The sequence below is a fragment of the Streptomyces sp. NPDC043738 genome (assembly GCF_056436545.1).
Map to the genome: position 1 here is coordinate 79124 of NZ_JBWKCJ010000014.1, position 6667 is coordinate 85790.

3 protein-coding genes are annotated in these 6667 nt (G+C 70.7%); all 3 read left to right on the forward strand.

What is annotated here, in order from left to right; all coding sequences use genetic code 11:
• Positions 1–234: 234 nt before the first annotated feature.
• The 3 genes from AC0680_RS19695 to AC0680_RS19705 all read left to right on the forward strand — a co-directional run bounded on the left by AC0680_RS19695 (position 235) and on the right by AC0680_RS19705 (position 6572).
• Entirely contained in the window at positions 235–2682 is a 2448-nt protein-coding gene (locus AC0680_RS19695) for a hypothetical protein (RefSeq protein ID WP_478630287.1), read from the forward strand.
• 188 nt (positions 2683–2870) lie between these two features.
• A complete protein-coding gene (locus AC0680_RS19700) occupies positions 2871–3542 on the forward strand; it encodes a nucleoside/nucleotide kinase family protein (RefSeq protein WP_478630289.1) in 672 nt (223 codons plus the stop codon).
• Between the two features lie 363 nt (positions 3543–3905).
• Positions 3906–6572: an NACHT domain-containing protein gene (locus AC0680_RS19705; RefSeq protein ID WP_478630290.1), complete on the forward strand. Its 2667-nt coding sequence runs from the start codon at positions 3906–3908 to the stop codon at positions 6570–6572.
• Positions 6573–6667 lie beyond the last annotated feature (95 nt).

Here is a 6667-nt window from a genome sequence, read left to right on the forward strand (position 1 = left end):
GGGCGGGCTCGCGCCCTGGCCCGAGATGCTCAAGCAGATCGCCAAGCTCGCCAAGGCCGCGGGGCGCGACGTCGTCACCGAGCACCGGCTGCTGCTGGAGGGCCTGGTGGACGCCCCGGCATTGTGGCGGGTGGCGGACGGGTTCTGGACGGCGCAGCGCAAGCCGCTGGTGCCGGTGGTCGCCGCAGCATCGACACCGTCGCCCTGTGCCGCTGCCTGGAGCTGGGTCTCCCCGTGGCGGACCCCGGCCCGAAGGCTTCGCTGGCCAACTGGCAGGGGCCCGCCCCCGTCGATCTGCGGGCCCTCATCGACGACCCCCGATTCGGGCCGGTGCTGGCCCGGTCCGTCCCCACCCACGGAGGCGAGTTCCGCTCCCTGTGGGGGAGGAAGGCCCTGCGGCCCCTTCTGGGCGCGACCGTCGGCGCGCGGATCGAGCAGGCGCGGTCGGGCGGGCTGGAGGGCGCGAAGACGGCGCTGCGCTGGCTGGGCGAGAACATCCGCGCGGACATGCTGGAAGAGCTGCCGGACCTGTCCCTCCGGATCGAGGGACTCGACATGGTGGCGCCGCTGACCCGCACGCTGCGCGCGGGGATCCTCGACGAGTTGGGCTGGGCCGCGCTGGACGAGGCCGCCGCCGAGCTGAAGGGCGACAGCTGGTGCCGGGCGAGCTGGCCCGTCCTGGTGGTGCACGACCGCAAGAAGGCCATTGCGGTGGGGCCCGGCGGCCGCCTCGCCGAACACCGGCTGCGGGTGCCGCGCGGAGCCGACAAGTTCAGCTACGACGTCAAGGTCTTCTTCTCCGACGGACAGTTCCTGGTCTGCCACTTCGTCAACGGCCGCCAGACGCACTACTGGTCGGACGCACCGGCCGAGCTCTTCTCCGTACGGCCCAAGATGTGGGAGTCGCTGTACTACGAGCGGGAGCAGCTCGGCTACACCTTCATGGCGCCGAGCGGGCGGCGATTCGTGGGCCACAAGGTGCTCGGGCCCCGCGAGAAGCGGCTCGGCCCGAACGGCCAGATGTTCCACGACGGCCGGGACTTCTGGTGGCACGCCACCGACGGGCTGGATTCGCAGGTGCACCGCGTCGACCTGGAGACAGGTGAGCTGACCGACGGCGAGCTGCCGGAATTCTTCGACCCGTCGCTGCTCGGCAAGGATGAGCGCTGGCGCTTCGATTCCTTGTGGCTGGCGCCGCTGCCGTACGGCGTCACGGGTTCGCCGCTGGGCAGCGACGGCACGCACGTGGGGCTGCGGGTCGCCGAGGACTGGGCCACCGGACACGTCCGCTATCACCGCATCGACGGCGTCCAGGGCGCGTTCGGCGGGTCCGGCGTCACCGAGGTGTGGGGACTGCTCGACATCCCGGGTGCCGAGCGGCCGCTGGTGCTCAGCGGGGGGATCCGACGGTACGACCCGGTGGTGGCCCGTGACGCCGACACCGGCGAGCGGTACTGGGCGGCGGAACGGGCGAACCACGGTTACACGCGCCACGATCCGTCCCCGGTGGCCGCCGGCACGCGGCTCATGCCGCCGTCCGCCTTCTGGCACTTCCTCAAGCCCCGGGACCCCGCCGGGTCGACGGCGCTGCGGGAGATCTCCGAGGCCACGGTGCGGCGTCTGGTGAAGGCCGCGGCCACCTCCGAGGAGGCGCTGCGGACCGCCGTCGGAAGGCTGCTGCCCGAGATCGGTCACCCGCTGCTCGTACGGGGCATCGTCGGGTGCGTCCAGGAGGCCGCCGAGACGGCCCGGTCCCGGACCGCGCTGCTGCGCAGCCTGAAGCGGGTCGAGTACCCGCGGCTCAAGGTGCGGGAACGGGACCTGGGCGGGGCGCTGGAGGGACTGCTCAGCAGATACACCACGGGGGACGAGGGCGGTGTGGCGCAGGTCGAACTCTCCGCGGCGTTCCTCTCCGGCACGATCGGCGGCGAGAGTGCGAGGGAGCAATGGCGGGAGCGCCCGAGCGCGGTCGACTGGACCGAACTTCCCGGCCGGATCGGTGGTCTCGCGGTGCGCGCGGTCAGCGCCGTCACCAGCCCCGCGCACAGCCGGGCCCTCCTGCGGCTGCTCGGGTTCTGGGCTTCCTCACCCTTGGCCGAACCCGACCTGCAGCGTGGGCTGTTGACGGGCGTGGAGCCGGATGCGGTGTCCGGGGAGAACGGCAGACTGCTGCCGCTGCACAGCGCCATCCGCAACGGCTCCTGGGCCCGATCCCTCGCGGTCGCCGACGAGGAGCTCTGCGTGTTCCTGCAGCGGGGGACCGTGCCGCACCCCGACGGTGTGGTCGACATCCGTCCGGTGCCCGACGGCTGGGCCACGCCCGGGCGGCTCCAGCGGCTGGTGGACGAAGCGGAGCGCAGCGGCCCGGTCCCCTTCGAGCCCGATGCGGCCGACCGGCTCGCCGCGGCCACGGGCCTCGACCGCGGCGCGGCGGCCCTGCTGCTGGCCGGGCTGCCGCATATCGAAGACGGAGGCCACGACTTCCTCCCCACGGCAGTCCGCAAGGCCCTGGGCCTGAAGGTGACGGAGGCCCGGACCGGTCGTGACCGGCTGCAGCGCATACGCGCGGTCGCCAGGCTGGAGCTCTACGACAGGGCCATGCCCGACGACCCCGCCGACCTGTGGGACCAGGTCGCGACGGCCGACCGGCTGGCACAGGCATGGAAGGAGATGGGTGCCTGAAGGCGGCTGACATGAGGGCTGTTCCTGCTGCCCTGCCGCAGCTGGGCAGCGATGGATTCGCGACGGGAAGCCGGCGGCCAGCCGTGGGCCCGCCTCGCCTCCTCGCGTTCGTCGGCAGTTGCGCAGCCGTGGCCGGTTACCGTCGCCTCTCCGAACGAACGGCATCGCAGCGGTGTGAGACTGCCGCCATGACCGTTCACCTCATCTCCGTCATCGGGAGCAGCCCTGGTGTCGGCAAGTCCACCCTGTGCCGTGCTGTGGCCGAGTGGCTGGCCGGCACCGGCGCGTCGGTCGACCACTTCGAGGAAGCCGACATTTTCACTCGGCCGGCCTTCCGGCCCGTGGCCGAGGAGTTCGCCGGCGGGGCTGCCGGCGTCCGGCCCGAGACCCTCGTCGAGTCCACTCGCGCCTACGTCGCGGAGTCACTCGCGGCAGGCAGGGACTACTTGGTGACGGATGCCCTCCTGCCCTTCATTCCGTCCCTCGTGGCTTGGGGCCACGACGAGAGCGATCTCGTCCAGATCATGGGAGAGCAGGTCCGGGCCGTGGAGCCGGCCCGGGTCGTCGTGGTGTACGTCCACGACGACCCGGAGACGGCACTGCGACGCGCCGTCGAGCGAGAAGGGAACGCGTGGGAAGACTGGTACGTGCAAAGACTCGCCGGCTCCCCGGGCACTCAGGCCGTCCATGACCTCTCGTCGGCGGCCGTTCACCTCCGCTTCGAGGCCGACCTGACCTGTCGCCTCCTCGCGCAGACCCCGTGGCGCGTTCTGACCGTGGACGCGGGGACACTCGACGCTCAGGAGGCCTGCGCCTACACCCGACGCCATCTGGCAGATCTGCTGGGGCCGGCAGACTGATCGCCGACGTGGCGAGTCGCCACTGTCAGCCGGCGGTTTCGCAGCGACCGCTGCCCCGGCCCGGGCCGCCGTCGTCGTGGGGCGCCCATCGCCCTCGCACTCCTGAGATCAGCTCGCGCTGGGACGGACTCAAGTCTCGGGTGACCGCTCGTCCTTGTCGCCGTGCCCGGTCCGTTGTTCGCCAAGTCCCTTGTCCTTCCCAGCCGCCGAACAACCCGGGCAGCACGTCGGCTTCGACGGCGGGCCGCCCGAAACGCCGATCCTGGCGGGCACCCAGAAGTGAAACCCCGCTGAGGAGAGATCCGACATACTCGATCCGCACGGCTGGTGCGCCATGGCGGCGCGCGGGAGGGGAAGGCCAGGATGGATCTGTCGGTCATCGCAACACGGCTCGGCTCGGCCGCACTCAAGCCTCTGGTGCGGAAGCTGCTCGTCGCGGAGGGGGCCGGAGCGGGGCTCGTGGAGCGCCCTGTACGGATCTCGGGATGGCTGGCTTTCCGTGGCGAGAAGAAGAGCCTCAGTGAGCAGCAACTGCACAAGCTGGCGGCGGAACTGGTACGGCGGGTGGTCGAGCCGCTGCCCGCAAGCGATCGGCCGGCCGCACACGAGGAGGCCGCCACCGCTCACGCACTGGCCCTCACCCTTCACGCGCTCGGCGATCTCGACATGGACGACGTACAGGCCGTCGAGCTGGGAGAGGAGAGGCTCGCGCAGCGGCTGACGGAGGTCGTGCCGGCGAATACGTTTCTGTTCCTGTCGGAGAGTGCCGTGGTCCTGCACGACGCCGTCCTGCGTGTGGCATGCCGACACATTCTGCACTTCTTCACCCAGCGCTCCACGTTCGTGGCACGCACGCTCGTGGAACAGACACGGCGGCAGGGGCGTATGCAGGCCGACATGTCGGCACTGCTGGATCGCGTCCCCAGTGTCAACGCCCAGGACGTGGCGTTCGAGGCTCGCTACGCGGAACAACTCATCCGCCGGCACGGCGAGTTGACGATCTACGGGCTGGATCTGGGCCACGCACGCGAATGGCAGCTCGACGCCGCGTACATCTCCTTGGAGGCCGAGACCAGGCAGGGCCCGGCGGTCCCCATTCCCACCGAGCGCATCCTGGCCGGGCGGGACCGGGCGCTGCTGCGCGGCCTGGCGGGCTCCGGCAAGACGACGCTCCTTCAGTGGCTGGCCGTGTCCACCGCCCGTGGGGAATTGCCGGACGAGTTGGGGGCGTTGCGCGGACGCGTGCCGTTCGTGCTGCCGCTGAGGACCATCGCCCGCCAGACGCTTCCGCGACCGTCGGAGTTCCTGTCCTCGGTCGGATTTCCCCTCACCGAGCCCGAGGGCTGGGCCGAACGCGTGCTGACGGCCGGGCGCGGGCTCCTTCTCGTCGACGGGGTGGACGAAGTCCCCCACGACATGCGGGAGATCGCCCGCCAATGGTTGCACCGGCTCATCGCCGCCTTCCCGAAGAACCTGTGGCTGGTGACGACGCGGCCCTCCGCGGTCCAGGACGACTGGCTTCAGGCCGACACCTTCGCGGAGCTGTCCCTCATGCCCATGTCGGAGGAGGACATCGCCGCGTTCATCCGCCGATGGCACGCCGCAGCGAGGGCCGGGGAGGAGCCCGCCGAAGCCCTGCTGACGGCCGTTCGTACCAAGCCCGATCTCGGCCACCTTGCCGTCAACCCACTGATGTGCGGACTGCTGTGCGCCCTGCACCGCGAGCGTCGTGGCTTCCTGCCCGAGGACCGCAAGGAACTCTACGACGCCGCCTTGGCCATGCTGTTGGAGCGCCGCGACCTCGAGCGCGGCATGCACCAGAAGGGCGATCTGCGGATCGGGAAGGAACCTCAGATCGCGCTGCTGCAACGCATCGCGCACTGGATGGTCCGCAACGACCGGTCGGAGATGGACCGGGACGATGCGCTCGCCGTCCTCGCCGAGCAACTTCCGTCGATGACGCACATCGAGGCCGACGCGGAGACGGTCCTGCGCTATCTGCTGGACCGCAGCGGAGTGCTGCGGCAGCCCACGACCGACACGGTGGACTTCGTCCACCGCACCTTCCAGGACTACCTGGCCGCCAAGGCCATCGTCGAGGCCCGCGACTTCCCGTGGCTTCAGGACAACGCCGAGAACTCCCAGTGGGAAGACGTCATCCGCATGGCTGTGGCCCACGGCCGACCAGATGAACGGGCCCGCATTCTGCGCGGTCTCATCCCTGTACTCACCGACGAGCAGCCTCACGACGCGACGAGTCCGGGCCGGCCGCAGCTCAGGTTCCACCGGGCACGGATGTCCCCTCCCTCGGACAAGAACGGGCGGCGCAGGCTCCCCCTGCGCCGCGTCCTCCTCGCGCGATCGTGCCTGGATCACGCCCCCGAGGTGGATTCCGTACTCCAGGAGTCCATCATGTCGCTGACACGTGAGTTTCTGCCGCCGAGCAACCTCACGGCGGCCCGCCGCCTGGCCGAGTACGGTGGGCCGAACGTGGTATCGATGTTGCCCGATCCGGAGCACCTCGACGAGGACCAGGCCGAGGCATGCGTCATCACCGCCACCCGGCTGGCCTCCAACGCCGCCATCGCCTATCTGGCCCGTTTCCGGACGCACCCGTCGCTGGCGGTTCGCCGCCAACTGGCCTGGTCATGGCACCGGTTCGACTGCTCGACCTATGCCGAGGAGATCATCTCCCACCTTCCGGAGGACGGAGGGCTCTACTTCACCGCCGCGAGCATCGAGCATCTATGTGCCCTGCGTGCGATGGGTGGCCGTGCCCGAATCCAGATTCTCGGAACACACCATCCGCGCGACCTCGCGTCGCAGATACCCGCGGAGCGGCTGACGCACCTGTGGCTGCGCGAGGGCTACACATCCGTATTCCACGGTATGAACTGGCTCGCCCGCTTCCCCCTCCTCCACACACTGGTGCTCCCGAAGCCCCCTCACCCGCTCGACGCCCGCACCATCCCGGACGCCATCGAAATCGTCATCGCGGAGAAGGGAGAATCCGGGACCTTGGAGTGGTAGGCCCGAGGGGGGGGGGGGGGGGGGGGGGGGGGGGGGGGGGGGGGGGGGGGGGGGGGGGAGAGGGGGGAGTGGAGAGGGAGGGGAGAAGAGAGCGA

Bases quoted from the DNA above. Each gene is read 5' to 3' on its own strand.
- AC0680_RS19700 (WP_478630289.1), top strand. From the start codon at position 2,871: ATGACCGTTCACCTCATCTCCGTCATCGGGAGCAGCCCTGGTGTCGGC.
- AC0680_RS19705 (WP_478630290.1), top strand. From the start codon at position 3,906: ATGGATCTGTCGGTCATCGCAACACGGCTCGGCTCGGCCGCACTCAAG.